Below are 24,840 nucleotides of genomic sequence, written 5' to 3' on the forward strand. Positions count from 1 at the left end.
AGACATTCCGCCGACAGACCGTAGCGCCATGGTCAGTCTGACCGAACGCGCATCCACCGCGACATGGTGGAGCACGCTGGAAATATGCAGCCGCTACGGCGCGCAAATGATCGTGAGCATCGTGCTTGCGCGACTCCTCACACCTTCCGATTTCGGACTTATCGCGATGCTGCTGGTGTTCACAAGCATCGGTGCATTGCTCGTAGACTCGGGATTTGGCACAGCACTCATCCAACGAAGGAACGTCACCGTCGACGACGAGACGACGGTATTTATCTTTGCCCTCGTCAGCGGCCTAGCCGTGGGTGGAATCATCTGGCTCTCCGCGCCCGCCATCGCATCTTTCTATCGTCAGCCGGAACTCGTGGCATTGACCCATCTGGTCGTGCTCGTCATTCCACTGGGCGCTCTTACAGCGGTTCCGGACGCGTTGCTTACGCGCAGACTGAACTTTGCTTCTCGCGCACATGCCGAGCTCATCGCATCGAGTGTTTCTGGGGCACTCGCGATCGCACTGGCATGGCTTGGATATGGCGTATGGAGCATGGCGTGGCAAGTGGTCGCAACGATGACGCTGCGCGCCCTTCTACTGTGGTATTTCGCGCGCTGGACTCCTCGTGGAAAATTCACGAAGCAAGCGTTCAGCCGACTCTTCGGATTCGGTGGATTCATGCTGCTCGCGAGACTTTTGGATGTAGCCTTCGTGCGAATGCAGTCACTGCTTCTCGGCCGCTACTTCGATGCCAGCACGCTGGGCTTCTACACGCTGGCGCAAAATGCGCAGCAAGCCCCGGCTTCGTTCATCGGGGCCATCCTCGACCGGGTCGGACTTCCCGTTTTTTCGGAAATCGCCGATCAACCCGATAAACTTCGTAATGCATTGCGCCTGACACTCCGCACCTCTTTCTTTCTGTTTCTTCCAGGCATGGCCGCGCTTGCACTGCTGGCAAAGCCCCTGATCATTCTGGTTTACGGTGCGCAATGGCAGACTGCTGCGCCCATATTGACTCTTCTTGCCCTGTCGGCCGCATTATGGCCTCTGCACGTGCTTAATCTGGCGGTACTGACTGCCAGCGGGCGTTCCGACCTGCTTTTTCATCAGGAAGTCGCAAAGAAACTGATATCGATCTCGTTGATCGTCGTCGCCAGCCCAGCGGGTCCCGTCCCAGTTGCTGGGGCGGTACTCGTCAGCAGTGCATTCGGCGCCTTTATCAACACTTGGCAGACCCGACGCATGCTCGGCTACGGTCTGCTGGCACAACTATTCGATCAGCGACTCACCATCAGTTTGTGTCTTGCCTCGGCCGCAGCTGGCTGGATCGTTCTGCACTATGCGCCGCCCGGATTGACTTCAATGATTCCGGCCATCCTGGTCGCGGGACTGATTTATGTCGGTGGAGCCTTCACCTTCGGCAGCACGGCACTCAGTGAACTCTTGAAAATGACCCGCATGCTGATGAGCAAAAAAAACCATCGTTGATACGGAATGCTCGTCATGGAAACCGCACCTCACCTTTTAAACAGACTTGAAGAATCGACGCGAAACGTAGTATCGACAAAGCGAGTCTCGGTCTGTATAGCAACCTGCAATCACCGGGATTACATCGAACAATGCTTGCGCAGTGTGCTCGCGCAACCCGCCGACTGCATCCTCGAGGTACTCATCGGTGACGACGCTTCCGATGACGGCACCAGCGAAATCATTGCTCAGATAGCCGCGAAGCATCCCGATCTCATCCATCATCACCGCCACCCGGAACGACTGGGCGCATTCCGAAACACGCTTTACCTGCTCGGGAAAGCAAAAGGTGATTACATCGCGTGTCTTGACGGCGACGATTACTGGTTGAAAGGTAAACTTGAGCCTCAGATTCTCCTGCTGGACGATGACTCGACCTGTGCTGCGGTCTACACCAATGCCATCACCGTACGCGAAGACGGCCGACACGTGGGCCTTTTCAACGATGCCGGCGACGCCCGCTTCGATATGGATGCGCTTGTCGAACGAGGCAACGTGCTCAACTACAGCTCGATGCTATTCCGTGCGCAAAGCATCGCATCCATTCTCTCCTGCGACGTGCCCATCATCGACTATGAGGTGCATTTGATTCATGCTCGCTTCGGTTACCTCGCGCAGATCGGTACACCGCTCGCTGCGTACCGGGTACACATCACGGGCTCCATGGTCACAAGCAACCATGAACGCGTGCGCGAAATGTACTGGAATGCACTTGCACGCACCCGAAAGGCCGGCGTTTCAGATCGAAGCTATGCGCTTGGCATAACCGACTTTTTCCGTCGCATCCTGCTTCGCTCTATTCGCACCCGTGACTACAGGTTGTGTCGCGAATGGTTTCCCAGAATACGCGCGTCATCGCCATACGGAACCTCACGAACACTATGGCTTACCTTGCGCTCTGCTCTTCGTATTGCTGTTCGTGTACTGTTCGGTCTCCTGCGCAAAGGACCGGACGGAAAGTGCCTCAAGATACTCTATCGACGCTAGACGCGGACGCACTGTGCTCACCAAGAATCCGATCAAATTGATGCGTTACGCCATCGCGGGCTGGCTGCCCGGAGGGCGTCGCCGGTGCGTCATCTGCAAGCATGCAGTATGGCGATTCATGCCGTACAAATCAGGCACGCGTACCGCACCTCCATTGATGCAGGTACTCGACATGGTCGGAAGCGACATCGATCACTTCGAGTGCCCGCATTGCGGTGCTCATGACAGAGAGCGCCACCTGCTTATGTATTTGAAAGCCTCGGGGATCGCCGAGACATTACGCGGAAAACGCGTACTGCACTTCGCGCCGGAAAAGCACCTTTCTGTTCGCATTCGATCCATGGGACCCTCGAGGTACATTCCTTGCGACTTACATCCAGCCACCCCCGACGTACATCGAGTAAACATGGAAGCAATGCCGTTTCCCGACGCTTCGTTCGATGTCGTTATCGCCAACCATGTGCTGGAGCACGTTTCGGACCTGAGCAAGGCACTCGGAGAGATTCACCGCGTGCTTGATCGCGCTGGTTTCGCAATTCTCCAGACACCCTATTCGAACAAGCTCTTGGCAACTTGGGAGGACAAGGGCATCGACACCCCCGAAGCCCGCTTGCACGCCCACGGGCAGGAAGATCACGTACGACTGTTCGGTCGAGACATCTTCAAACGGATTTCAGACGCAGGACTGCGTGATCTCACACGCTCGCACGAAGAACTCCTCACCAACATGGACGCATCGCGCTACGGCGTCAATGTTCTGGAACCGTTTTTCCTGTTCCAGAAAAACTAGTCCTGCAACAGACCCTCGGAGTGCATCGCGGGTTATCCGAAGTGCGGAAGCCCGTGTCGGAACAGCAATCTCAACTTGTGGGGCACCGGATCAAAAATTCGCATGTAGGACCAGAATCCGATTTTCCGGCCGGCCTGGACTTGGCGACGGGTATGGCGAAGCGTGGAAACGATGCGCAGGGAATCACGCACCGCTTTCCAGTAGATACCACGCCACACTTTGGCATCTCGCTTCAACAGCGTCATGGCGACCCCTTCGATCAGAAGCCAAGCGAGTTGCAAACCATATAGCAGCCAGGCGATCACCGTCGGTGTACATACGAGAATGAGGCTGGCGCGATTGCGCTCACTCAGGTATCTGCGCCGATACGTCGTATAAAGTTTCACACCTTCGATTCTGTTGCCTCCAAAACTGCTGCCCTGCCGATGGTCGTAGCCGCTCGCGCGTGCGACGCCGACAGTCCCGCCGCGCAATCGAGCCAAACTGCATAAATAAGTATCTTCGACATTCGAGACCATCCACTCGGGAAACCCGCCCAGGCGATCCCAGGCATCCTTGCGCATGAACATGCATGCACCTTGAACATAAGCAAGCCGACCACAGGCGGCATCCCGATTGGCGACTGGGGTATGAAAGATATCCAGGCGCACCCCGTAGTCCACAAGCCTCCCTGTATGCCAGTCGTATTGAGGAAGCGTGAGAACGAAAGGATCGGTGGTTCGCGGGATCTCATCCAGCAATGCCTGAAGCGCCCCCTGGCGCAGAGCGGCATCGTTGTTCAGAAGCAGCACATATTCACCCCGAGCACGCTCGACCAGTCGATTGTTGGAACAGCAGTAGCCAACATTCTCCTTGCTGACGATCACGAAGACTTTCGGATGCCTGAGCCGCAGAACATCGAGCGATCCATCCGTGGATGCATCGTCGTGAATAAGAATTTCGATCGGTCGCGCGAAGTTCTGTGCGTAGATCGACGCCAGACAATCATCCAGAAACCGTTCGCCATTGTAATTCGCGATGCAGATGCTGATGCATATCGCCGCCTGCGCATCGCCTGCCGCTTTGTCGTTCACAACAGCTCCCGGTAGATCGCCCCATGATCGTCGGCCACGCGTGCCCAATCGAAACAACGAACCATATCCAACTGACGTTGATCGCATCCTCTGGATTCGGAGGTCTGCATGACTTTCTCGACCAGTTTATCCGCCAGCATCTGAGAATCGCCGGGAATGCAAACCCAACTGTTGTCGATGGCCAGTTCTGGCAATCCACCTACATGACTCACCAGAACCGGACGTCCTTGCTCGGCGGCACGACAAGCTGCACCGGACTGTCCTGAGAAACGTAGATAAGGGAATACAGCGAAGGAAGACACTCGTATCAGCGCATCCAGGTCCGCATCGGAATGAAAGCCTTCCCACAGCATGACGTTACCGGAAGAACGAGCCTCTAAAAGCAGGGTTTGTAAGCGCTCGGCATGTTCGGACATACCCAGAAGTCGCGCACTGAGACGACTCAGAAGGTGACGTTTCCCCGACCAAAACCGGCCCGCAATAATCAACCGGGTGCCCGCCAATTGTTCGCTCGCAGACTTCCAAGCTTCGAGCAGAACATCGAGCCCTTTGTAGCCACGAAGGTTGCCGAAGAGCAGCACGTTGCGACGATGGACATCCAGTCCAAGTCTCGCGTAATCGGCGTCCGTCGCCACCACAGGCTCAGTTCGTACGTGCATGCCGTGTGCCACCTGGCAAACGGCGGGGGCATCCGCACCCAGACGATCTCTCAGACTTTGCACTCCACGCGCTCCATGCGCTAATAGCACATCGGCAGAGCGAAGTAACCGGTCTTCGATCCGCTTGAAAGTTCCCGCCTGCTCATGCGGATGCGGATTATGCACGGTCACCACGATGCGCTTGCCACGCCGCCGCGCCATAGACGCCAGCGGCCACAGGTAACACGCTAAAGGTGGCGCCCAATGCTGAATATGCATGATATCCGCAGGACTGTTTGCAACACGTCGCCAACTCTCAGGGCTATACCAGCTCAACTCTCCAGGCCCACGCCCCCCCTCTGTCCCGGCAGGATGAAGAACACCGGGGTAGGCAGCCCGGTAGTCTACGGGCTCGACCTCTACACCACCCGACTCGAGGAGCGCGGCAAGCAGAGCATCCCCATAGGGACTCACGCCCCGGACAGGCTCGCCGAACTGACAAACGAGCTGAACTTTCACTGCGCCTCCCGGCGACCACTTTTCATGATGCAACCGCGCCGAACGTTATTCGTCCGAACGATAGAGAAGGCCCGTAATCTGCTCGGATACCAGCCCTATGAGAAACACAATGACCGCGGCGCTCCAGAGCAGCGTGCTCATGTTCGTCAATCGACCGTACGCATAGGCCGTGAATCCATAGTTGATGCAACCCAGTGCAAAGAACACCCCGCTGGCCGGCACAAACAGCTTCAGCGGCGAATACAGCGTCGCGATCTTGAAGATGATCAGCAGAAACCGCAGCCCGTCCCGCATCGGCTTGATGTGGCTGGTCGTGCCGTCCCGCTGACCGACCTTGATCGGCACGTACGCTACCCCATAGGCGCTGCGAAAGAAGGCCATCGTGCTGGTGGTCGGATAGCTGAAGCCGTTCGGCAGCAGGTAGAGAAACTGGCGAAATTTGTCCGCCCGAACCGCTCGGAACCCCGAAGTCAGGTCCCTGACGCGGTGCCCCGTGATACGACTGGCGAGCCAGTTGTAGAAACCGTTCGCCACCCCACGCCCGACGCCTGCCTGCCCTTCCCAGTCGCGTGCGCCGACGGCCATGTCGAAACCGTCGTCGAGCTTGGCCAGCAGCTTGGGGATGTCGTTCGGATCATGCTGGCCGTCGGCGTCCATGAAGACCAGCACATCTCCGCGCGCTGCCCGTGCGCCGCGCTTGACCGCCGCACCGTTGCCCATCGAATAGGGTGAGGACAGGCACTGAACGTCGTGGCGCAGGCACAGGGCCGCGGTATCGTCCGATGAGCCATCGTCGACGACGATGATCTCGGCTTCGGGCTGCAGGCTGCGCAGATGCGGCAGCAGTTCGGCCAACGCCACGGCCTCGTTCTTGGCTGGAAGGATGATGCTGATCAAGAAATTCGCCCCTTGCCGGTTCCCCGGATCATAACGTGAAGCCACGGCAACCCGCCCCATCCGGAGGGCACGGGAACGAAGCAAAGCCGGAAACGCGACATGGTAGGCCGTTCCGGACACGAAAAGCTGCGTCCGGGCTGCCCAAACCGCCGTATTTGCGGTAGATTCGTATCATATTCGGGGGATTACGAAACATTCTTATGGCAACTCAGATGCAGCCCCCGCCGCTCACGGGTTTGACCGGCATGGCCCGGCGGCTGGTTCTCGACGGCGTCCTTCAGGAAGCCGATGCCCGTTCGGCTGCGCAAAGCGCGGCCGAGAAGAAGGTGCCCCTGACACAGTGGCTGATCGAGAAAGGCATGGTCGACAGCGCGCAGATCGCGCGCGTGACCAGCGCCGAATTCGGCATCCCGCTGATGGACGCCAATTCGATCCCGGTCAAGCAGATGCCGCTTTCGAGCATCAGCGAAGCGCTGATGACGAAACACAAGGTGCTGCCGCTGTTCAAGCGCGGCAAGCGGCTGTTCGTCGGCGTCGCCGATCCCACCCAGTCGCATGCGCTGGACGAGGTCAAGTTCCACTCCAACTGCATCGTCGAACCCATCCTGATCGAGAGCCAGCAACTCACGCGCACCATCGACCACGCGCTGGCGTCCGCCTCGACCACCATGGACGGACTGGACGACGAGGAGGGCCTGGACGAACTGATGACCGAGTCCGGCGACCTCGAGCCGGCCGACAGTTCCGGCGTCGACGCCACCGGCGGCGACGACACCCCGGTGGTGAAGTTCGTCAACAAGGTGCTGCTGGACGCCATCCGTCGCGGCGCCTCGGACATCCATTTCGAGCCTTACGAATCCCAGTTCCGCGTGCGACTGCGCATGGACGGCATTCTGCGCACCTCGGCCAAGGCGCCGATGTCGCTGAGCAACCGTATCTCCTCGCGCCTGAAGGTCATGAGCGGCCTGGACATCGCCGAGCGTCGCGTGCCGCAGGACGGCCGCATCAAGCTCAACCTGTCCAAGACCAAGGCCATCGACTTCCGCGTCAGCACCCTGCCGACCCTGTTCGGCGAGAAGATCGTGCTGCGTATCCTCGACGCGTCCGCGGCGAAGATGGGCATTGACAAGCTCGGCTACGAGGACGACCAGAAGCAGCTCTTCCTCGATGCCATGCACAAGCCCTACGGCATGGTGCTGGTGACCGGTCCGACCGGCTCGGGCAAGACCGTTTCGCTGTACACCGCGCTGAACATTCTCAACACCGAGGGGCGCAATATCTCCACGGTCGAGGACCCGGTCGAAATCCGCGTCGAGGGCATCAACCAGGTCCAGCAGAACGTCAAGCGCGGCATGACCTTCGCCGCTGCCCTGCGCTCGTTCCTGCGTCAGGATCCGGACGTGATCATGGTCGGCGAAATTCGCGACCTGGAAACCGCCGAGATCGCCATCAAGGCCGCACAAACCGGCCACATGGTGCTATCGACCCTGCATACCAACGATGCCGCGCAGACCGTCGCGCGACTGATGAACATGGGCATCGCGCCCTACAACATCACCTCGTCGGTGACGCTGATCATCGCCCAGCGTCTGGCGCGTCGACTGCACGAATGCAAGACGCATCTGGAACTGCCGCCCGCGGCACTGCTGGCGGAGGGTTATTCGCAGGAAGAAATCGACGCCGGGCTGCATATCTACGACGCCAACGGCTGCGACGGCTGCAACGAGGGCTACAAGGGCCGCGTCGGCATCTATCAGGTGATGCCGATGCTCGAGGACATCCAGAAGATCATCCTCGAGGGCGGCAACGCCATGCAGATTGCGCAGGTCGCCCGCGAGGCCGGCATCGCCGACCTGTTCACCTCGGCATTGCTCAAGGTCAAGAATGGAATGACCAGCCTCGCCGAGATCAATCGTGTGACCAAGGATTAACGGCGACGTCGCGCCAGGCATGACGGCTCGACGAAGTCACAGCACAACCAACGTGGAAGAACGCGCCTATGGCTACCGCCACCGCCACCAATAATGTCGGCGCTTCACGCGCCAGCGTGAGCAAGCTCACCGTGTACGACTGGGTCGCGCTGGACAAGCGCGGCAAGAAGATGAAGGGCGAGATGCAGTCGAAGAATGCATCCCTCGTCAAGGCCGAGTTGCGCCGCCAGGGCATGAATCCGCAGACCGTGCGCGAGAAGCCCAAGCCGCTGTTCGGCTCCACCGGCAGCCGCGTCAAGCCGCGCGATGTCGCCATCTTCAGTCGCCAGATCGCCACCATGATGGCCTCGGGCGTACCGATGGTGCAGGCCTTCGAGATCATCGCCGGCGGCCAGCGCAATCCACGCTTCAAGAACATGCTCACCGAGGTCAAGCAGTCGATCGAGGGCGGCTCGACTCTGCACGAGGCGCTGGGACAGTTCCCGATCCAGTTCGACGAGCTGTATTGCAATCTGGTCCAGGCCGGCGAATCGGCCGGTGTGCTCGACACCGTGCTGGATACGGTGGCCACGTACAAAGAGCGCATGGAAGGCATCAAGGCCAAGATCAAGAAGGCCCTGTTTTATCCGGCCATGGTCATGGCCGTGGCTTTCCTGGTCAGCATGGTCATCCTGCTGTTCGTGGTCCCGGTGTTCCAGGACGTCTTCAAGAACGCCGGCGCGGCCCTTCCCGCACCGACGCAGATGGTCATCAATGCCTCGAAGTTCGTGCAGGCCTACTGGTGGCTGATTCTGATCGTCATCATCGGAAGCATCGTCGCGCTGGTCATGGCCAACAAACGCTCCAGGAAGTTCGCGCATTTCCTGGATCGCATGCTCCTGCGCTTTCCGATCATCGGCAATATCCTGCGTCAGTCAGCCCTGGCCCGCTTCGCCCGCACCCTGGGCGTGACCTTCCAGGCCGGCGTGCCGCTGGTCGAGGCCATGGACGCCGTGGCCGGCGCCACCGGCAGCATCGTCTACGGTGACGCCATTCGTCAGATGCGCGACGATGTCGCCGTCGGCCACCAGATGCAGCTGGCGATGCGCCAGACCGGCCTGTTCCCGAACATGGTGGTGCAGATGACCGCCATCGGCGAAGAGTCCGGCGCCCTGGACAGCATGCTGTTCAAGGTAGCCGAGTTCTACGAGGAAGAGGTCAACAACGCGGTGGATACGCTGAGCACCCTGCTCGAACCGCTGATCATGGTCGTCCTGGGCGTGATCGTCGGCGGCATGGTCATCTCGCTGTACTTGCCGATCTTCAAGCTCGCCGGCACCGTCTGAAGCGGCCATCGGTCGAGACATCTGTTTCATCGGAAGGGGCGAGCATCACTCGCCCCTTCTTGCTTGTGAACCACTGACAGGGGACTCCACACGCCATGCTGCAACCGCATCTTCTCGCCATCTTGCCGTACTGGGCCTGGATCGTGGTGGCCGGCGTGCTCGGCCTGATGGTGGGAAGCTTTCTGAACGTCGTCATGCTGCGCCTGCCCGAGCGCATGGCCTTTGCGTGGCGCAACGAAGCGCGCGAGATTCTTGAACTGGAGGCCGTCGATGAGACGGCGCCGCCGGATCTGGTCCGCCAACCGTCGCACTGCCCGCAGTGCAAACACCGGCTGTCCGCGCGAGACAATATTCCGCTGTTCGGCTGGCTGCTGCTCGGCGGTCGCTGCCGCTACTGCAAGGCGCGCATCTCGATCCAATATCCGCTGGTCGAGCTGCTCACCGCCCTGCTCAGCGCGGCCATCGTATGGCGCTTCGGACCCGGCTGGGTCGGACTCGCCGGCCTGGTCTTCACCTGGATCCTGGTCGCGGCGTCGGGCATCGATTTCCGCACCCAGCTACTCCCCGATCAACTCACCTACCCGCTGCTGTGGCTCGGACTTCTGCTCAGCCTGCTGCCGATGTTCGTGCTGCCACATACCGCCATTCTGGCGGCCGCCATCGGCTACCTGAGCCTGTGGAGTCTGTACTGGCTATTCAAGCTGCTGACCGGCAAGGAAGGCATGGGCTACGGTGACTTCAAGCTGCTGGCGGCGTTGGGCGCATGGATGGGGCCGATGGCGCTGCTGCCGATCATGCTGCTGTCCTCGCTGATCGGCGCGATCGTCGGTGTCAGTCTGATTGCCCTGCGCAAGCACGAGCGCGATGTGCCGATGCCCTTCGGACCGTTCATCGCTGCGGCCGGCTGGACCTGGTTCGTCTTCGGTCCCTGGTTGATGCACGCCTACGCCGTGTTCTTCGGTCTGCGATGAAACGCGGAACCATCTTGCGAATGGGCACACGGGGATGAATGCTTCCACGCACTGGGTCGCCGCGCTGACCGGCGGCGTCGCCTCCGGCAAGAGCGCCGTGGCCGAACGCTTCGAGCGCCTCGGCATCGCCGTGCATGACGCCGACGTGGCCGCGCGCGAAGCGGTCGCCCCCGGCAGCGAGGGGTTGCGCGCGATCGTCACAAGCTTCGGCGAAGGCGTACTCGACGAACATGGTGCACTCGACCGCCGCGCCATGCGCGCACGCGTGTTCGAGCAGCCGTCCGCGCGTCTGCAACTGGAAGCCATCGTGCACCCGGCCGTTCGCGCGAAACTGCGCGAACGCGTGGCATCGGATCGCGGCCCCTATTGTCTGCTGGCCATTCCTTTGCTGGCGGAGACCTGGCCGCAGTATGCCTGGGTGGATCGGGTGATCGTGGTCGACGCGTCGGACGAAGTGCGTCGGCAACGCTTGATGCGCCGCGATGACATCTCGGCCGAACTGGCGCAGAAGATGATGGACGCCCAGGCGACCCGCGAACGCCGACGGGCTCTGGCCGACGACGTGATCGACAACGATGGCGCCGAAGAAGCGCTGGATGCCCAGGTGCGGATACTGCACCAGCGCTATCTGAACCTCGCCGAGCGAAAACGCGCAGGCAACGACTGAAACGCTATGGCGCGACGCTGCGCAGCAGGGCCATGATCGGCCGGTCGGCCGGCGTCAGACGTGCGTCATCGAAGCCATTCGGCTCGACCCAGCGCAACGCCTGTCCCTCGCACGAACGCGGCTCACCGCTCCAGCGCAACACGCGCAGGGTTTCCAGATCCAGACACTTGGATCCGTAGGTCCAGGGAAAGCGCATCAGCACTTCGCCGGGTTCGACGACGATACCGATCTCTTCCTGTAACTCGCGCACCAGCGCCTGCGCGGCGGTCTCGCCGGGTTCGGACTTGCCGCCTGGGAATTCCCACAGACCCGCCAGATGCTTGCCCTCGGGGCGCTGTGCGAGCAACACGCGCCCCGAGACATCGATCAATACGCCGGCGACGACGTGAATCGTCACCGGCGCGGCGCGCGACGCTTCACTCACGCACGTACTCGACCATGTCGAAGGCGAAGGCATGCTGGTCGTCCTTGCGATGATGCACGCGCGACACCTCGACCCATTCGCGGAAATGCACGCTCGGGAAGAACACGTCACCGCCATCGACATGCGTATCGACCCAGGTCAGATACAAACGCTGCGCGAACGGCAGCGTCTCGCGGTAGACCTCGCCGCCGCCGATCACCATCAGCCCGGTGCCGCCGGCCAGCGCCTGCGCCTCGGCCAACGAACGCACGGTTTCCTGTCCCGGGAACGGCGCGCTGTGACGCCGGCTCAGCACCAGATTGCTGCGATCCGGAAGCGTGCGCCCGATCGAGAGCGCGGTGTTGTAGCCCATCAGCACGTACTTGCCGACGGTCAGTTCCTTGAAACGCTTCAGGTCGTCCGGCAGATGCCACGGCATCGCGCCGTCCTTGCCGATCACGCTGTCGTTGTCCAGCGCTGCAATCAGGGAAATGGACATGGATTCTCCTGCAATGGATGGGAAAGCGGCGCTCGCCGCGTCCGAAACTGCGTGCAAGTTTACGTGCGAAGGCGGACAGCGCCTACCATCGGATGAAGGGAACGTTCAGACCGCCACCGCCGCCTTGATGGCCGGATGCGGGTCATAGTCCTCGAACTGCACATCCTCGTAGCGGAAGTCGGCCAGTGCGCGCACCTGCGGAGCGAGCTTCAATCGCGGCAGCGGACGCGGCGTGCGGGTCAGCTGCTCGCGCGCCTGCTCGACATGATTGGAATACAGATGGGCATCGCCCAGCGTGTGCACAAAGTCACCCACCCCGAGTCCGGTCACCTGCGCGATCATGTGCGTCAGCAGCGCATAGCTGGCGATATTGAACGGCACGCCAAGAAAGATATCGCCCGAACGCTGGTACAGCTGACAGGAGAGCCGACCGTCCGCGACGTAGAACTGGAACATCGTGTGGCAGGGCATCAGCGCCATCCTCGGCAGGTCGCCGACGTTCCAGGCCGACACGATCAGGCGTCGCGAATCGGGGTTGCGCGCGATCTCGCGCACTACCCAGTCGATCTGGTCGATCGCCTGCCCGTTGGCTGCGGTCCAGGCCCGCCACTGCTTGCCGTAGATCGGCCCCAGGTCGCCATTCTCGTCCGCCCATTCGTCCCAGATGCGCACGCCGTGCTCCTTCAGATAGGCGATGTTGGTGTCGCCGCGAAGGAACCAGATCAGCTCGTGGACGATCGACTTCAGATGCAGTTTCTTCGTCGTGACCAGCGGAAAACCCTGGCGCAGATCGAAACGCATCTGCCAGCCGAACACGCTGCGCGTGCCGGTCCCGGTGCGGTCCGACTTGGGCGTGCCGTGTTCGAGTACGTGACGCAGAAGATCGAGGTAGGTTTGCATGCCGCAAGCATAGCCCAAGCGCACGATCCGGTCGCCAATGCCTGCCGCGCCAAGCCATGACGAGCGTCACTCGAATGAAGGTCGAGAGCGACCTAGAATCGTGGGTCTCCACTCCCGAACAAGGAATGCCCATGGCTCAGTGGTTCTTCAGCTACAACGGCGAGCAGGTCGGCCCGATGGACGATGCCGCCGCCCGCGAACAGGCCGCGCGCCGTCCCGACGGACACTGCTGGCGCGAAGGTCTCGGCGCCTGGCAGCGCATCGCCGACACGCCCGAACTGCGCGCCGGCAACGCGATCGCACCGCCGGCTCCGCCACCGCCCATCGCCGCCGGCAGCGCCGACGAGATCGACTACCGCATCGTCGGCACCGACATGCAGTTCGTCGAGATCGAGCTGGACCCGGGCGAAAGCGCCGTCGCCGAGGCCGGTGCGCTGATGTACAAGGACGCCGCCGTGAACATGGACACCGTGTTCGGCGACGGCTCGCACAGCGGCCAGAACGGCGGCTTCATGGACAAGTTGCTGTCCGCCGGCAAGCGCGTCATCACCGGCGAAAGCCTGTTCACCACCGTGTTCACCCACGGCGGTTCGGGCAAGGCCCACGTGGCCTTTGCCGCGCCCTATCCCGGCACCGTGATGGCGATGAAGCTGGCCGAGCACGGCGGCCGCCTGATCTGCCAGAAGGACAGCTTCCTGGCCGGCGCGCGCGGCGTGCAGCTGGGCATCTTCTTCCAGCGCAAGATCCTCACCGGCCTGTTCGGCGGCGAAGGCTTCATCATGCAGAAGCTGGAGGGCGACGGCTGGGTGTTCGTGCACGCCGGCGGCACCGTGGTCGAACGTGAGCTCAAGGCCGGCGAGCGTCTGGACGTCGACACCGGCTGCGTCGTGGCCTTCCACGACACGGTGAACATGGATGTGCGCACCGTCGGCGGCATCAAGAGCATGCTGTTCGGCGGCGAGGGCATGTTCCTGGCCACGCTGACCGGCCCCGGCAAGGTCTGGCTGCAGTCGCTGCCGTTCTCGCGTATGGCCGGCCGCATGCTGGCAGCCGCGCCTCAGGGCGGCGGCGAGCGCCGTGGCGAAGGCTCGATCCTCGGCGGCATCGGCGACCTGCTGGGCGGCGACCGCAACTTCTGAGCGTTCCCGCTCAAGACGGCTTCGCGTCGGACTCCGGTTCCTGCGGCACGACCTTGCGCTCGGGAACCGGCGCCCTTCGCGACAGCCACAGCAGCCACAGGCCGATCAGCACCAGCGGCACCGACTGCACCTGACCCATGGTCACCCAGTGCGTACCGAACAGGTAGCCCGGCTGACCGTGATGGCCGAACTGCGGGTCCGGCATGCGCACGAACTCGACCGCGATGCGGAAGCATCCGTACATCAGCGCGAACAGACCGGAAATGCGGAAGCGCGGCCGCGGCTTCCGCGAGTACAGATACAGCACGCTGAACATCACCACGCCTTCCAGCAGCAGTTCGTAAAGCTGCGACGGATGCCTCGGCAGCATGCCGTAACGCTGCCAGGTCGCCTGCCAGGCCGGATGGCTGACGAGAAATTCCAGATCCTCGTTGTGCGCGTCCGGAAACATCACCGCCCAGGACACGTGCGTCGGCTTGCCCCACAGCTCGCCGTTGATGAAATTGCCCAAACGCCCCAATCCCAGGCCGATCGGCACCAGCGGCGCCACGAAGTCCACGGTATCGAACGGATGGATCTTGTGCCGGCGCGACCACCACCACCCGGCCAGCACCACGCCCAGCAGCCCGCCATGGAACGACATGCCGCCGTCCCAGATGCGGAACAGCGCCAGCGGATCGGTCCACAGCCAGTCGGCCGGCCGGTAGTAGGTCGCCATGTACCAGAGGCGTCCGCCGGCGATCACGCCCATCATCAGGAAGAACAGCAGATCGCTGAACGCGTTGGCGTTGACCGGCAGAAAACCGGCACGCCGGCGGCGTTCGCCGAGGAACCAGGCGGCCGCGAAGCCCAGCAGATACATCAGGCCGTACCAGTGAATCTGCAGCGGCCCCAGACGAAGTGCGACCGGGTCGATGTGATCGACAAAGGGCTGGATCATGGCGGATACGTCGAGTGGGGCAAACGGCAAGTGTACCGGGCGCGGGCCGCAAAGCCAGCCGGGCACGGGCTTTCGTTGGCATACAGACAGCCGAAGCGCGGTTTATACTCACCCTGGGGGTGCACGCTGGATGGCGTGCCTCGTAACAAAGACAAAGGGGGAAAACATGAACTGCTGTCGACTGCGCCCGCTTCTGCTCGGCGCAAGCCTGCTTCTAGGTGCTCATTCCGCACTGGCCCAGTCCGGACCGGCCGATGCACCGGTTCCGCTGAAGGATTTCACCCAGCACGCCCACATCCACGATCCGGCCTTGTCGCCGGACGGCAAGTACCTCGCGGTGAGCATGGACGATGCCGACGGCAAGCATCACGCCATCGTGATCTTCCGCATCAGCGACATGCAGACGGTCGGCTTGCTGAAGATGCCGGTCTACGAGATGCCCTCGGACATCACCTGGGTGAGTCCGACGCGCATCGTGGTCGAGAAAGCGCGCGCGATGGGATCGCTGGACATTCCCACCACCACCGGCGAGATCATCTCGGCCGATTTCGACGGCAAGAACCAGCGCTACATCTACGGCTACCAGGGGCAGGCTGGTCGCGCGGCCACCCGCGCTCGTGACGAAGGCTCCGGCGCCATCGCCGGCGTGCCCCCTTAGTTCGACGGCCACGTGTACGTGGACGTGTTCCCGTGGGACAACGAAAACATCACGATGCTCTACAACATCGATTCCCTGCACAACACGCGACACCTGATCGGCGATATCCACCAGGGCGGCATGAGTTTCCTGCTCGACAAGGATGGCCAGACCACCTACGCCTACGGTTCCAATACCGAATTCGAATTCAAGGCCTACCGCAAGGTCGACGGACGCTGGGAAAGCCTACCCGACGCCATCACCGGCTCGTATTTCCGACCGTTCGCCTATACACCCGACCAGAAAAAGCTGTATGCCCTCTCCAGCCACAAGCGGGGCCCTTATCAGCTGATCGTCGCCAACGCCGACGCCAGCGATCCGCAGACGCTGATGTCCGATCCGTTCTTCAGCTTCGACGATATGGAGTGGACGCCCTACCCCTACCAGCCTTTCGCGGCCGTCAACGCTACCGGCATTCCGCAGCCACACTACATCAACGACACGCTGCCCTCGGCCAAGCTGTACAAGGCGCTGAGCAATGCCTTCAAGGGACAGTTCGTGGACTTCATCAACTTCAGCCAGGATGGCATGCAGTTGCTGTTCTCGACACGCAGCGATCGCAATCCGGGCACCTACTACCTGATCGACCGCCGCACGAACAAGGTGCGCAAGCTGTTCGATGCGGCAGCGTGGATTCATCCCGAGCAGATGTCCGAACGCCGGCCATTCCGATTCAAGGCCAGCGACGGCACCGAACTGGAAGGCATCCTGACGCTGCCCAAGGGCCGCGCGCAGAGCAACCTGCCGATGGTACTGGTGCCGCACGGCGGTCCATACAACGTCCAGGACTCGTGGTTCTTCGACAGCGACGCGCAGATGCTGGCCAGCCGGGGATACCTGGTGCTGCAGGTCAACTTCCGCGGTTCGGACGGCCGTGGTCCACGCTTCGTGCAATCCGGCTACAGGCAATGGGGCACGCGAATCCAGCAGGATCTTACCGACGGCGTGAAATGGGCCATCGCGCAGCACTTCGCCGATCCTCAGCGAATCTGTGTCTACGGTGGCAGTTTCGGCGGTTACTCCGCACTCATGCAAGTGATCCGCGAGCCGAAGCTGTACAAGTGCGCCGTCGGCTACGACGGCGTGTATGACCTGAACATGCAGGCCGAGAAGAGCGATACCGCGCAGTTCCAGGGCGGACGCAACTACTTCGCCATGGTGCTGGGCAAGACCAAGGAAATCCGCGCGTCGAACTCGCCCGTGAATCTGGTCGACAAGATCGAAGTGCCGGTCTTCCTGATACACGGCAAAGACGACAAACGCGTCCCCTATGCCGAGGCCACGGACATGCGCGACGCGCTGGAGAAGGCTGGCAAGAAGGTCGAGTGGATGGCCAAGTCCGGCGAGGGCCATGGCTTCTACGACGAGAACAACAACCTCGAGATGTTCACCAAGCTGCTCGCCTTCCTCAAGCAGAACATCGGTCCGGGCGCTCCGGTCGTCAATACGACGCAAAACACCCAGTAATCGGCCGGACTAAGCCGAACCGACAAGCGAAAGGCCCGGCAAGATGCCGGGCCTTTCGTTGTCCGCAGATCAGGATCGAACCTTCGCGCTCACGACCAGAGACGCGGCCCAAGCAGCAGCCCCCACGTCATCGTCACCAGCAGCATCAACAGGAACACGGCCGCCGAGCCCATGTCCTTGGCGCGCCCGGCCAGCTCGTGGAATTCCGGGCTGACCTTGTCGACCACGGCCTCGATGCCGGAATTGAGCAGCTCCGCACTCAGCACCATGAGCGGCGTGCCCGCCAACAGAATCTTCTCCACCGCGCCGTCGCCCAGCCACAGGCCGAGCGGGATCAGGACCACGGAAAGATACAGTTCCAGACGGAACGAGGCCTCGTGTCGGTAGGCCGCGCCCAGGCCCTTGATCGACCACTGGAAAGCCTTCCAGATTTGCCGCGGACCGCGTGATTCGATGCTGGCCATCGCCTGTTTCCCGATATGCACAATGAGGGCGGGAGCGTCACGCCCGGAACCGCAGTCCGCGCAACGCTCCACAAGGGCGGCATCATGCCATAGGCGCTCCCCCAGGGCTCCGCCGTGACCGAGATACTCGTGTTGCAACGCAACAAGTACACGCGTGCCGATCAGGTACTCTTGAGGAAATGTGCCTCGAAGAAGGCACGCCTAGGGGAGGCGGCTGCGCGCCGTCAGGGTTTTCTGACCGTCACAGCGGAAACATTATGAGTACCACAATAAAACCACCTGTATCGCAGACCCGCTCGTTCACGACTGTGTTCCTGATCGAGATGTGGGAGCGCTTCGGCTATTACGGCATGCAGGCGCTGATCATCTACTACATGGTCCAGCGTCTGGGCTTCGACGACGATCGCGCCAACCTGACCTGGAGCGCCGCCGCCGCCCTGATCTACGTCGCACCCGCCATCGGCGGCTGGGTCGGCGACAAGATCCTCGGCACCCGCCGCACCATGCTGCTGGGCGCCACCATCCTCGCCGCCGGCTACGCGCTGATGGCCGTGCCTACCGAAAGCGTGTGGTTCCTGTATTCCGCGCTGGGCGTGATCGTGGTCGGCAACGGCCTGTTCAAGCCCAACGCCGGCAATCTGGTGCGCAAGATCTACGAAGGCGACGATTCCAAGATCGACAGCGCCTTCACCATCTACTACATGGCGGTCAACATCGGCTCGACCATCTCGATGCTGCTGACGCCCTGGATCAAGGACTTCGTCAACCAGCACTGGGGCCGCGAACTGGGTTGGCACGCCGCCTTCGCCGTGTGCAGCTTCGGTCTGCTGCTGGGGCTGCTGAACTATTCCTTCATGCGCCTGACCATGAGCCACGTCGGTTCGCCGGCGGACGACAAGCCGGTGCAGTGGGGCAAGCTCGGCGCCGTGCTCGGTCTGAGCGCCCTGGCGGTGGTGGCCGCGGCCATCATCCTCAACTACGAGAGCGTGGCGCGCGCGTTCGTGATCCTGGCCGGCATCGTGGTCGCCGCGATCTTCATCTACCTCATCGTCATCGGCAAGAAGAACGAACGTCCGGGCCTGATCGCCGCCCTGGTGCTGACCGTGCAGACGGTGTTCTTCTTCGTGTTCTACCAGCAGATGTCGACCTCGCTGAACCTGTTCGCGCTGCGCAACGTGGACTGGAGCTTCAACGTCTTCGGCCTGCATCTGTGGACCTGGAAGCCGGCGCAGTTCCAGTCGTTCAACCCGATCTGGATCATGATCCTCAGCCCGATCCTGGCGTGGATGTATACGAGCGCCGGCAACAAGGGCAAGGATCTGTCGATCGCCACCAAGTTCGCGCTCGGCTTCGCCGCCGTGGCCATCGGCTTCTTCATCTACAGCGCCGCGCCGCACTTCACCACGGAGCCGGGCAAGGCCAGCTCCTGGATCATGGTCTGGGGCTACGGCTTCTCCTCGCTGGGCGAACTGCTGGTGAGCGGTCTGGGCCTGGCCATGATTGCCCGCTACGTGCCGGCGCGCATGGGCGGCTTCATGATGGGCGCCTATTTCGTGGCCTCGGGCATCTCGCAGTACCTGGGCGGCGTGGTGGCCAACTACGCGAGCGTGCCGAAGGACATCACCGAACCGCTGCAGACCATGCCGATCTACACCAACCTGTTCTTCAAGCTCGGTGTGGCCGGCATCGTCTGCACGGTGATCGCGCTGGCCGTGCTGCCGCTGATGCGCAAGCTCAACATGCAGCATCACGAGCACAACGTCGCCACCGACACCGGCGTGCCGACCATCGGCTCCGAAGAATAAGTTTCACGCGTTCCGCGCATCGAAGGGCCGCCGGCATCCCCGGCGGCCCTTTTCTTTTGCGCTAGGATGACGGCGCTTCTTTCTGCAGGATTCGACGTGCACTCGAACGCCCACACCCTGCGCACCGGCCCGCGCGCACTGGCCCGTTCGCTGGCCTGGCTGCGCCTGTCGGCCATCGCCGGCCAATGCTTCGCGATCTTCGCCGTCTACTTCTGGCTGGACATGGCCATCCCGCTGCTGTCGCTGCTGGTCGGCGTCGGCGCGCTGGCCGTGTTCGCCGCCTTCGCCGCCTGGCGCCTGCAGCGCACCTGGCCGCTGAGCGAGCTGGAATGCGTCGGCCACATCCTGGTCGACACCCTGGTGCTGAGCTACCTGCTGTACCTGACCGGCGGCGCCAGCAACCCCTTCATTACCCTGATGGTGGTGCCGATCGGCCTCAGCGCCGCCGCGCTGTCCACTGCCGCCGTGCTCGGCGTGGCCGTGATCTGCGGACTGGCGTACCTGGTGCTGCTGCTGTGGTCGCTGCCGCTGCCGCCGATCCATACCTACGGCTTCACCGACTTCCGCCTGCTGGTGGCCGGCATGGTGGTGAACTTCATCATCACCGCGCTGCTGCTGGGCGTGTTCATCTCGCGGCTGGCGCAGGCGCTGCGCGAGCAGCAGGGCGAGGTGCAGCGCATCCGCGAACGCGCGCTGCGCGACGAGGGCATTCTCGCCATCGCCACCCAGGCCGCCAGCGCCGCGCACGAGATGAACACGCCACTGTCGACCATGCGCACGCTGCTGCCCGAACTGCGCCGCGAACACACCGATGACGATCAGCTCGACGAGGATCTCGAACTGCTGCAGACGCAGGTCGAACGCTGCCGTGACAGCCTGCGCGAGATGGTCAGCTTCGGCAAGGCGCAGTTGAGTCAGACCCCGGAGACCATCAGCATGCAGGCCTTCGTGCAGCGCTGTCTGGAGCGTTTCCGCCTGTTGCGCCCGGAGACCGACGTGCAGCTGACGCTGAAGGCGCCGCCGGAATTCCTGCTGCATCTGCAGCCCGGCCTGAATCATGCGCTCATCAATCTGCTCAACAACGCCGCCGATGCCTCCGCCAGCAACGGCCACGACGACGTGTTTCTCGACGCCAGCATTCACGGGTCATGGTTCGAGCTCGCGGTGCGCGACCGCGGCCCAGGCTTCGCCGACCTGGATACGCTGACCGGGCTGGGCTACACGCAGAAGCAGTCGGGTCTGGGGCTCGGCCTGGCGCTGGCCGAGGCGACCGCCGAGCGCATGGACGGCGAGCTGGTCGCCCGCAATATCGACGGCGGCGGCGAAATCCGTCTGCGTCTGCCGATCACGACCTACTGAGCCATGCGACGGCCACGGCAAGACCGCTTCCATCCGGTACACTTCGCGACATCATGAATGCTTCCGATGCCAAACTGCTGATCGTCGACGACGACATCACCTTCGCACGCGTGCTTTCCCGCGCGCTCGGATCGCGCGGTTTCCAGATCGAAATCGCGCACGACACCGAAGACGCCCTGGCCCAGGTGCAGCGTCTGCAACCCGACTACTGCGTGCTGGATTTGAAGCTCGGCGAACAGAACGGCCTGCAGCTGATTCCCCAACTGCGACGCCAGGCGCCCGGCATGCGCATCCTGTTGCTGACCGGCTACGCCTCGATCGCCACCGCCGTCGAGGCGATCAAGCGCGGCGCACACGACTATCTGGCCAAACCGGTCGACGCCGATGCCGTGGTGCGCGCGCTGACCGGCGGCGACGATCATCACGCCGATGTCGATCCCGGCGCGCAGGCACCGGACGGACCGCTGCCGCTGCGGCGGCTGGAGTGGGAACACATCCAGCGCGTCCTCAACGAATGCGACGGCAACATCTCCGAGACCGCCCGCCGCCTCGGCATGCACCGCCGCACGCTGCAGCGCAAGCTCGCCAAGCATCCGGTGCGCGAGCGGCCGCAGGAACGCGACGACTGACGCCCAGGTATCCAGGCGTCAGAAAAGATCGCGGCGACAAGTCAGCTCCAGCGAAACCGGTCTTCGACGCCTTGCGTTCCCTTGCTCGTCGCCATGGGCCAAGCGACGGCAGCGAGATGGACCGAGCAGACGGTTTGATCGCCCGAACAGCGTACGCCACCCACGCGCCTAGCTTCGTGCGCTGACCCGGTCCAGCCGTTCGATCTCCTCCGCCGCCAGCTTCAGGCGCGCCGCGCCAACCAGCTCCTGCAACTGCTGCGTGCTCGTCGCGCTGGCGATCGGGGCCGTGATGCCCGGCTTGGCCATCAGCCACGCCAGGGCAATCTGCACGGTGCTGGCGTCATGATGCGCAGCGATGTCGTCCATCGCCCGCAACACCTTCAGACCGTGCGCGTTGAGGTATTTCTGCACCGAACCGCCGCGCGCGCTCTTGCCCAGGTCGTCGCTGCTGCGGTACTTGCCGCTGAGAAAGCCGCTGGCGAGTGCGAAATAGCTGATCACGCCGATGCGCTCGTCCACGGCCAGCGTCTGCAGCGCATCCTCGTACTCCACGCGTTCCATCAGGTTGTATTCGGGCTGCATGCACTCGTAGCGCGGCAGATCGTGCTCGGCGCTGACCTGCAGCGCCTCGCGCATCTGCGCCGCGGTGAAGTTGGACGCACCGATGAAGCGCACCTTGCCTTGCTCGATCAGCCGCGCGTAGGCGCCCAGCGTCTCCGCCTGCGGCACGTCGGGATCGAATTCGTGCGACTGGTACAGATCAATGGTCTCGATGCCCAGGCGCTGCAGCGATTCCTCGACCGCAAGACGGATGTTGTCGGGCGAAAGCCCGCGACGCCGGCTGTCCTTGGCAACCTTGGTCGCGATCAGCACCCGATCGCGCTTGCCGCTGCGGCGCAGCCACTTGCCGATCACGGTTTCGGATTCGCCGCCGACATGTCCGGGCACCCACTGCGAATAGACATCCGCGGTATCGATGAGCTGGAAACCGGCCTCGACGAACGCGTCGAGCACGGCGAACGAGGCTTTTTCGTCCGCGGTCCAGCCGAACACGTTGCCGCCCAGCGCCAGCGGCGCGATTTCCAGCGCCGAGCGACCCAGCCTGCGAAGTTCCATGCCTTGCTCCGAACGTGACGGTCCAAAGCAAGACAGCCTGCGCGCGGCGCACGCAGGCTGTCAAACATCAGCGCCCTGCCCTGCACTCCATGGCAAGCCATGCACGCCGGCCATCATCGCATCGCGCCACACTGGGGTCCTTCAGCGCAACCGTGACCGCGCACGCGATGCAACGCACGCCGTTCACTGCGCCTCGAAGCGCACATGCTTGCCGTCGAATACCGCACGCTTGCCGTCGACCTGCGCCAGCAGATGCATGGCCTTGACGGGATCCATGTCCTTGAAGTGGAAGCTCACCTCGCGCACGCTCAGTGCCTGCGGGTTGTCCAGGATCAGACCCGCCGTCGCCGCAATCGTCTCTGCGGCATCGCGTACGGACTTGTCTCGCATTTTCGTGCTGACCGTGTTGCGCGCCGGGCAGCCGCGAATCGGCGTGACGTCGAGCCGCACACGGCGTTCGGCCGCTGCCGCATCGCCCTGGCCCAGGAACTCGGTATGCATGACATGCCCGAACGCACCCGTGAGCTGTTTCGTGTCCGGTGCGTATGCTCCCTTATTCACCTTCACGTCCACGGCCACGCGGTCATCCGAGAGCACGTGAAGATGCGTATTCAATACGACATCGCCCAACATCACCTGGCCGTACTGCGCCGCGCGCATGCACAACGCCATGTCCGCGCTCTGCGCATGCACATCCTTGCCGTGATGCGATTCGACCTGCATGGCGATGGACAGCTGATATTCCGGTCCGGTCGCCGTGCCGTGCGCCGACACTGTGGGCTCCCCGGGTATCGCCGTGTTTGCATACACGGCGGTGACAAGGACACCCGCCAACAATGCGGCGCTCAAGACGCCACTGATACGGCGAACAACGGTCGGACGATGCTTCTTCAGCATGGTGATGCGCTCCTTGACGGGATGGGTTTGCCACGCGCATCCCATCGGCGCAGGCAAGGTGGAAGAAAACTGTGCTTTCAGAAGTACATCGGCGTAACGACGCGGACGTGTCCCTTCACGGCGCAGCATGGCCGCATCGCAAGCCAGTTCCTGATCCTGGCGTAGACAACGCAACGCCCACCAGGACATCGGGTTGAACCAAAACGCCGCGCGCAGCACCACGCCGATCAACAAGCACGGCAAGTCGCCGCGTCGGGCATGCATGCGTTCGTGCGCCAGGATCAACGTGCGTTCATCGGTGTCGTAGCAACGCTCGAAATCCGCCGGAACCAGAATCTTCGGTCGCCAGCATCCGAACAATGCGGGCCCCTCGGCGCTACCGCTCAAACGCACGACCGGTAATCCGGCGTAGCTTTGCGTCGGCTGCCCCACCCTGCGCACACGACGCGCGAAACGGTACTGGCGAACCGTCTCGTAGAGCAGCACCAGGGCCCATCCGAGCAACCACACGACCAACCAAACCGTGGCGGCATCGAAGGAAAGCCTCGCCGTCGACGTGGCGGCCGCAGGCACGGCATCCCAGCGCATGCTCAACCAGATAGGCCATGCCTGTGTCCCGCGCGCGATGTGCGGAATCTGGCTGGCCGCCAACGCCAACAGCGGCAGCCACCACAGACGGCAGGCCTGCTCCGCGCCGAACGCGCGTCGCCACGGTCGACGCATCAGGCCGACCAGACACAGGCCGGCCGTGACGGCCAGCGTCGCCATCCACAGACGATCCAGCAGCTCAGCCGCGTTCATCGTCCAGCTCCTCGATCAGGCGCTTGAGTTCGGCGATATCGCGCCGACTGAGCTTGCGCTGTTCACTGAAATGCGCCACCAGCGGCGCGACGCGGCCGTCGAACAGACGGTCCAGCAGCCCCTTGCTCTCCTGCGAGACGTAGGCTTCACGCGCAATCAGCGGCGTATACAGGTAACGGCGACCGTCGCGTTCGGCGCGGATCGCCTTCTTCTTCAGCAAACGGTTGAGCAGGGACTTGACCGTGCCTTCCCGCCAGTCGCGGTCGGCGCCGACCGCCTCGAGAATCTCTTCCGCGCTGCGCGGCGCACCGCGCCACAGCACTTCCATCACCGCCGCTTCGGCTTCGCTGATGCCCATCGGGAACTCCATTTACACGTGTAAACGATGATTCATTTACACACGTAAA

At 62.6% G+C, this 24,840-nt stretch carries 24 protein-coding genes; 13 read left to right on the forward strand and 11 right to left on the reverse strand.

Annotation, left to right across the window (positions count from 1 at the left end; translation table 11 throughout):
* Positions 1 to 28 precede the first annotated feature (28 nt).
* The 3 genes from LF63_RS11700 to LF63_RS15585 are packed head-to-tail and all read left to right on the forward strand — an operon-like array spanning position 29 to position 3,296.
* Complete coding sequence (locus LF63_RS11700; protein ID WP_081945202.1) at positions 29 to 1,480, forward strand: lipopolysaccharide biosynthesis protein; 1,452 nt, start codon at positions 29 to 31, stop codon at positions 1,478 to 1,480.
* Positions 1,481 to 1,495: 15 nt separating this feature from the next.
* Positions 1,496 to 2,506 (forward strand): glycosyltransferase, encoded by a 1,011-nt coding sequence (locus LF63_RS15580; protein WP_161782345.1) that lies wholly within the window; start codon positions 1,496 to 1,498, stop codon positions 2,504 to 2,506.
* A gap of 13 nt (positions 2,507 to 2,519) precedes the next feature.
* A complete protein-coding gene (locus LF63_RS15585; RefSeq protein WP_152569321.1) occupies positions 2,520 to 3,296 on the forward strand; it encodes a class I SAM-dependent methyltransferase in 777 nt (258 codons plus the stop codon).
* A gap of 32 nt (positions 3,297 to 3,328) precedes the next feature.
* Here the strand turns inward: LF63_RS15585 and LF63_RS11715 are convergent, their stop codons facing one another.
* From LF63_RS11715 to LF63_RS11725, 3 genes are read right to left on the reverse strand one after another with little or no spacing between them, the layout of a single operon-like run.
* Positions 3,329 to 4,369, reverse strand: a complete 1,041-nt coding sequence (locus LF63_RS11715) for a glycosyltransferase family 2 protein (RefSeq protein WP_052395011.1) — start codon at positions 4,367 to 4,369, stop codon at positions 3,329 to 3,331.
* Complete coding sequence (locus LF63_RS15590) at positions 4,366 to 5,526, reverse strand: glycosyltransferase (RefSeq protein WP_161782346.1); 1,161 nt, start codon at positions 5,524 to 5,526, stop codon at positions 4,366 to 4,368. The genes LF63_RS11715 and LF63_RS15590 overlap by 4 nt, the downstream gene beginning before the upstream one ends.
* A gap of 45 nt (positions 5,527 to 5,571) precedes the next feature.
* Positions 5,572 to 6,423: a glycosyltransferase family 2 protein gene (locus LF63_RS11725; protein ID WP_043102029.1), complete on the reverse strand. Its 852-nt coding sequence runs from the start codon at positions 6,421 to 6,423 to the stop codon at positions 5,572 to 5,574.
* A gap of 200 nt (positions 6,424 to 6,623) precedes the next feature.
* Here LF63_RS11725 and pilB point away from each other — a divergent pair, with 200 nt between their 5' ends.
* From pilB to coaE, 4 genes are all read left to right on the forward strand, one after another.
* Positions 6,624 to 8,354: a type IV-A pilus assembly ATPase PilB gene (gene pilB / locus LF63_RS11730; RefSeq protein WP_043102032.1), complete on the forward strand. Its 1,731-nt coding sequence runs from the start codon at positions 6,624 to 6,626 to the stop codon at positions 8,352 to 8,354.
* Between the two features lie 68 nt (positions 8,355 to 8,422).
* On the forward strand, positions 8,423 to 9,679 hold the full coding sequence (locus LF63_RS11735) for a type II secretion system F family protein (RefSeq protein ID WP_043102033.1): 1,257 nt from the start codon (positions 8,423 to 8,425) through the stop codon (positions 9,677 to 9,679).
* A gap of 95 nt (positions 9,680 to 9,774) precedes the next feature.
* The gene (locus LF63_RS11740) at positions 9,775 to 10,650 is read left to right on the forward strand and encodes a prepilin peptidase (RefSeq protein WP_052395016.1); all 876 of its coding nucleotides are present in this window, start codon (positions 9,775 to 9,777) and stop codon (positions 10,648 to 10,650) included.
* Positions 10,651 to 10,684: 34 nt separating this feature from the next.
* Positions 10,685 to 11,317 (forward strand): dephospho-CoA kinase, encoded by a 633-nt coding sequence (coaE, locus tag LF63_RS11745; protein WP_043102035.1) that lies wholly within the window; start codon positions 10,685 to 10,687, stop codon positions 11,315 to 11,317.
* 4 nt (positions 11,318 to 11,321) lie between these two features.
* On the opposite strand, the gene mutT is transcribed toward coaE, so the two are convergent.
* The 3 genes from mutT to LF63_RS11760 all read right to left on the reverse strand — a co-directional run bounded on the left by mutT (position 11,322) and on the right by LF63_RS11760 (position 13,119).
* Positions 11,322 to 11,741 (reverse strand): 8-oxo-dGTP diphosphatase MutT, encoded by a 420-nt coding sequence (mutT, locus tag LF63_RS11750; RefSeq protein ID WP_276525075.1) that lies wholly within the window; start codon positions 11,739 to 11,741, stop codon positions 11,322 to 11,324.
* Positions 11,734 to 12,219: a dihydrofolate reductase gene (locus LF63_RS11755; RefSeq protein WP_043102037.1), complete on the reverse strand. Its 486-nt coding sequence runs from the start codon at positions 12,217 to 12,219 to the stop codon at positions 11,734 to 11,736. Before LF63_RS11755 ends, mutT begins: the two co-directional genes overlap by 8 nt.
* A gap of 105 nt (positions 12,220 to 12,324) precedes the next feature.
* Positions 12,325 to 13,119 (reverse strand): thymidylate synthase, encoded by a 795-nt coding sequence (locus LF63_RS11760; RefSeq protein WP_043102038.1) that lies wholly within the window; start codon positions 13,117 to 13,119, stop codon positions 12,325 to 12,327.
* Positions 13,120 to 13,250: 131 nt separating this feature from the next.
* Here LF63_RS11760 and LF63_RS11765 point away from each other — a divergent pair, with 131 nt between their 5' ends.
* Entirely contained in the window at positions 13,251 to 14,258 is a 1,008-nt protein-coding gene (locus LF63_RS11765; protein ID WP_043102040.1) for a TIGR00266 family protein, read from the forward strand.
* A 10-nt stretch (positions 14,259 to 14,268) separates the two neighbouring features.
* Here LF63_RS11765 and lgt read toward each other — a convergent pair whose 3' ends face one another.
* Positions 14,269 to 15,198, reverse strand: coding sequence for a prolipoprotein diacylglyceryl transferase (gene lgt, locus LF63_RS11770; protein WP_052395018.1), 930 nt, complete (start codon positions 15,196 to 15,198; stop codon positions 14,269 to 14,271).
* Positions 15,199 to 15,364: 166 nt separating this feature from the next.
* Between lgt and LF63_RS16320 the strand changes: the two genes are divergently transcribed.
* Together LF63_RS16320 and LF63_RS11775 are read left to right on the forward strand one after the other, a co-directional pair.
* Positions 15,365 to 15,856: a hypothetical protein gene (locus LF63_RS16320; protein WP_235205317.1), complete on the forward strand. Its 492-nt coding sequence runs from the start codon at positions 15,365 to 15,367 to the stop codon at positions 15,854 to 15,856.
* 54 nt (positions 15,857 to 15,910) lie between these two features.
* A complete protein-coding gene (locus LF63_RS11775; protein WP_235205318.1) occupies positions 15,911 to 17,362 on the forward strand; it encodes an alpha/beta hydrolase family protein in 1,452 nt (483 codons plus the stop codon).
* An 89-nt stretch (positions 17,363 to 17,451) separates the two neighbouring features.
* Here the strand turns inward: LF63_RS11775 and LF63_RS11780 are convergent, their stop codons facing one another.
* On the reverse strand, positions 17,452 to 17,826 hold the full coding sequence (locus tag LF63_RS11780; protein ID WP_043102043.1) for a diacylglycerol kinase: 375 nt from the start codon (positions 17,824 to 17,826) through the stop codon (positions 17,452 to 17,454).
* Between the two features lie 257 nt (positions 17,827 to 18,083).
* Here LF63_RS11780 and LF63_RS11785 point away from each other — a divergent pair, with 257 nt between their 5' ends.
* The 3 genes from LF63_RS11785 (at position 18,084) to LF63_RS11795 (ending at position 21,619) form a co-directional block, all read left to right on the forward strand.
* Entirely contained in the window at positions 18,084 to 19,631 is a 1,548-nt protein-coding gene (locus LF63_RS11785; protein WP_043102046.1) for a peptide MFS transporter, read from the forward strand.
* A 96-nt stretch (positions 19,632 to 19,727) separates the two neighbouring features.
* Complete coding sequence (locus LF63_RS11790) at positions 19,728 to 20,990, forward strand: ATP-binding protein (RefSeq protein ID WP_043102049.1); 1,263 nt, start codon at positions 19,728 to 19,730, stop codon at positions 20,988 to 20,990.
* Between the two features lie 53 nt (positions 20,991 to 21,043).
* Positions 21,044 to 21,619, forward strand: a complete 576-nt coding sequence (locus LF63_RS11795; protein ID WP_043102050.1) for a response regulator transcription factor — start codon at positions 21,044 to 21,046, stop codon at positions 21,617 to 21,619.
* 168 nt (positions 21,620 to 21,787) lie between these two features.
* On the opposite strand, the gene LF63_RS11800 is transcribed toward LF63_RS11795, so the two are convergent.
* From LF63_RS11800 to LF63_RS11810, 3 genes are all read right to left on the reverse strand, one after another.
* Positions 21,788 to 22,735 (reverse strand): aldo/keto reductase, encoded by a 948-nt coding sequence (locus tag LF63_RS11800; protein ID WP_043102051.1) that lies wholly within the window; start codon positions 22,733 to 22,735, stop codon positions 21,788 to 21,790.
* A 183-nt stretch (positions 22,736 to 22,918) separates the two neighbouring features.
* The gene (locus LF63_RS15310; protein ID WP_161782347.1) at positions 22,919 to 24,400 is read right to left on the reverse strand and encodes a M56 family metallopeptidase; all 1,482 of its coding nucleotides are present in this window, start codon (positions 24,398 to 24,400) and stop codon (positions 22,919 to 22,921) included.
* Positions 24,401 to 24,419: 19 nt separating this feature from the next.
* Positions 24,420 to 24,791 (reverse strand): BlaI/MecI/CopY family transcriptional regulator, encoded by a 372-nt coding sequence (locus LF63_RS11810; RefSeq protein ID WP_043103801.1) that lies wholly within the window; start codon positions 24,789 to 24,791, stop codon positions 24,420 to 24,422.
* Positions 24,792 to 24,840 lie beyond the last annotated feature (49 nt).

Source organism: Oleiagrimonas soli (genome assembly GCF_000761445.1).
Lineage (GTDB): Bacteria > Pseudomonadota > Gammaproteobacteria > Xanthomonadales > Rhodanobacteraceae > Oleiagrimonas > Oleiagrimonas soli.

Bases quoted from the DNA above. Each gene is read 5' to 3' on its own strand.
- LF63_RS11780 (WP_043102043.1), bottom strand. From the start codon at position 17,826: ATGGCCAGCATCGAATCACGCGGTCCGCGGCAAATCTGGAAGGCTTTC.
- LF63_RS15580 (WP_161782345.1), top strand. From the start codon at position 1,496: ATGGAAACCGCACCTCACCTTTTAAACAGACTTGAAGAATCGACGCGA.
- LF63_RS11795 (WP_043102050.1), top strand. From the start codon at position 21,044: ATGAATGCTTCCGATGCCAAACTGCTGATCGTCGACGACGACATCACC.
- LF63_RS11760 (WP_043102038.1), bottom strand. From the start codon at position 13,119: ATGCAAACCTACCTCGATCTTCTGCGTCACGTACTCGAACACGGCACG.
- LF63_RS11765 (WP_043102040.1), top strand. From the start codon at position 13,251: ATGGCTCAGTGGTTCTTCAGCTACAACGGCGAGCAGGTCGGCCCGATG.
- LF63_RS11740 (WP_052395016.1), top strand. From the start codon at position 9,775: ATGCTGCAACCGCATCTTCTCGCCATCTTGCCGTACTGGGCCTGGATC.
- LF63_RS16320 (WP_235205317.1), top strand. From the start codon at position 15,365: ATGAACTGCTGTCGACTGCGCCCGCTTCTGCTCGGCGCAAGCCTGCTT.
- pilB (WP_043102032.1), top strand. From the start codon at position 6,624: ATGGCAACTCAGATGCAGCCCCCGCCGCTCACGGGTTTGACCGGCATG.
- LF63_RS11775 (WP_235205318.1), top strand. From the start codon at position 15,911: ATGCTCTACAACATCGATTCCCTGCACAACACGCGACACCTGATCGGC.
- LF63_RS11700 (WP_081945202.1), top strand. From the start codon at position 29: ATGGTCAGTCTGACCGAACGCGCATCCACCGCGACATGGTGGAGCACG.
- LF63_RS11785 (WP_043102046.1), top strand. From the start codon at position 18,084: ATGAGTACCACAATAAAACCACCTGTATCGCAGACCCGCTCGTTCACG.
- LF63_RS11735 (WP_043102033.1), top strand. From the start codon at position 8,423: ATGGCTACCGCCACCGCCACCAATAATGTCGGCGCTTCACGCGCCAGC.
- lgt (WP_052395018.1), bottom strand. From the start codon at position 15,198: ATGATCCAGCCCTTTGTCGATCACATCGACCCGGTCGCACTTCGTCTG.
- LF63_RS11810 (WP_043103801.1), bottom strand. From the start codon at position 24,791: ATGGGCATCAGCGAAGCCGAAGCGGCGGTGATGGAAGTGCTGTGGCGC.
- LF63_RS11800 (WP_043102051.1), bottom strand. From the start codon at position 22,735: ATGGAACTTCGCAGGCTGGGTCGCTCGGCGCTGGAAATCGCGCCGCTG.
- LF63_RS11755 (WP_043102037.1), bottom strand. From the start codon at position 12,219: ATGTCCATTTCCCTGATTGCAGCGCTGGACAACGACAGCGTGATCGGC.
- coaE (WP_043102035.1), top strand. From the start codon at position 10,685: ATGAATGCTTCCACGCACTGGGTCGCCGCGCTGACCGGCGGCGTCGCC.
- LF63_RS15310 (WP_161782347.1), bottom strand. From the start codon at position 24,400: ATGGCGACGCTGGCCGTCACGGCCGGCCTGTGTCTGGTCGGCCTGATG.